A 1,677-nucleotide genomic window follows, 5' to 3' on the forward strand; every position below is an offset into this window, starting at 1 on the left:
AGCGCTTCACGCTGGTCGACGCCGGCTTCTCGGACCTGATGCGCCCGGCCATGTACGGTGCCTACCACGGCATGAGCCTGCTGCCAGCCGATGACACGCCCCGCGCGGAGGTCGACACCGTGGTGGCCGGCCCCTTGTGCGAATCGGGCGATGTGTTCACCCAGGCCGATGGCGGCGTGGTGCTGACCCGCCGCCTGCCCGAGGCCCGGGTGGGCGACCTGCTGGTGCTGCACGACGCGGGGGCCTATGGCGCCTCGATGTCCAGCAACTACAACACCCGCGGCCTGGCCGCCGAGGTGTTGGTCGATGGTGACAGCCACCGCCTGATCCGCCGCCGCCAGACGGTGGAGGAACTGATCGCCCTGGAGAACGTCTGAGCGCGCTTCGGGACGACAATGCAGGTTTTGCCGCCAAGACATCGACCATGAGCACGCTGAAAGAACGCATCACCGAAGACATGAAGGCCGCCATGCGGGCCAAGGAAGCCGAGCGCCTGGGCACCATCCGCCTGCTGCTGGCCGCCTGCAAGCAGAAGGAAGTGGACGAGCGCATCGAGCTCGACGACGCCGCCGTCATCGCCGTGGTGGACAAGCTGATCAAGCAGCGCAAGGATTCGGTGGCCGCCTACAGCCAGGCCGGCCGCAGTGACCTGGCCGACAAGGAAAGTGCCGAGATCGCGGTGCTCGAGGTCTACCTGCCCCAGCGCCTGAGCGAAGCCGAGATTGCCGAGGCCGTGGCCGCCATCGTGGCCGAGGTGGGCGCCACCGGCCCGGGCGACATGGGCAAGGTGATGGGCGCGGTCAAGGCCCGCCTGGCCGGCAAGGCCGACATGGGCCTGGTCTCGGCCGCGGTCAAGAAGGCCCTTCAACCCTGAACCCCCACGAGGACGCCACGATGCAGACCACCCTGCCCCTTCAGGCCATCGCGCCGGATGTCTATGTCGCGCCGCAGATGGCGCCCGAAGCCATGGCCGAACTGGCCCGCCTGGGCTTCAAGGCGGTGATCAACAACCGCCCGGACTTCGAGGGCGGGCCGGAGCAGCCCACCAGCGCGGCCGTGCAGGCCGCTGCCCAGGCCGCCGGCCTGCAGTACCGGCACCTGCCGGTGCAGGGTGCCTACCAGAGCCCGGAAGAGATCGCGGCCTTTGGCGCCCTGCTGGCCGAACTGCCCCGTCCGCTGCTGGCTTTCTGCCGCTCGGGCGCCCGCTCGACCAAGCTTTTCACAGCGGCCCGCACCGTCTGAGTGCGCCGCAGGGCGGCACCAGCGTCTGCCGCCCTAGGATTTTCCCGCGGTTGTTGTGAGCGATTGCTGCAAAGCGCCATGACTTCCGTACAGTGCGGCGATCCACCACCGGCCCCGGCCGGTGTTGTTTTAGCTAGGAGACGCTGTGTCCGCATTGTTAGCCCTTTCACGATGGATCGACCGACTCAATGAGTGGGTCGGTCGCAGTGCCGCCTGGCTGGTCCTGGCCGCGGTGCTCATCAGTGCGCTCAACGCCATTGCCCGCAAGGCCTTCGACGTCGGCTCCAATGCCTTCCTGGAGATCCAGTGGTATTTGTTCGCCGGTGTCTTCCTGCTGGCTGCCGGCTACACGCTGCTGCGCCAGGAGCATGTGAAGATCGACGTGGTGCTCAGCCGCTTTTCCAAGCGCACCCAGATCACCATCGAAGCCGTCTG

General features: G+C 67.6%; 3 protein-coding genes and 1 pseudogene. All 4 read left to right on the forward strand.

Translation table 11 applies throughout. The annotated features are described in order from the left end of the window. Nucleotides 1-377 (forward strand): annotated as a pseudogene (locus I73_RS30395) (diaminopimelate decarboxylase); the annotation flags it as partial. 47 nt (nt 378-424) lie between these two features. Next, nucleotides 425-874 (forward strand): GatB/YqeY domain-containing protein, encoded by a 450-nt coding sequence (locus I73_RS24340; protein WP_022983009.1) that lies wholly within the window; start codon nt 425-427, stop codon nt 872-874. 20 nt (nt 875-894) lie between these two features. Further along, complete coding sequence (locus I73_RS24345) at nt 895-1,242, forward strand: TIGR01244 family sulfur transferase (protein ID WP_022983010.1); 348 nt, start codon at nt 895-897, stop codon at nt 1,240-1,242. 145 nt (nt 1,243-1,387) lie between these two features. Then, the coding region (locus I73_RS24350) for a TRAP transporter small permease subunit (RefSeq protein ID WP_040501487.1) at nt 1,388-1,677 on the forward strand (290 nt) is incomplete at its 3' end.

This window comes from Ideonella sp. B508-1 (assembly GCF_000333615.1).
GTDB lineage: Bacteria > Pseudomonadota > Gammaproteobacteria > Burkholderiales > Burkholderiaceae_C > Ideonella.

Excerpts from the sequence above, each read along its gene's own strand:
- I73_RS24340 (WP_022983009.1), top strand. The coding sequence starts at position 425 with ATGAGCACGCTGAAAGAACGCATCACCGAAGACATGAAGGCCGCCATG.
- I73_RS24345 (WP_022983010.1), top strand. The coding sequence starts at position 895 with ATGCAGACCACCCTGCCCCTTCAGGCCATCGCGCCGGATGTCTATGTC.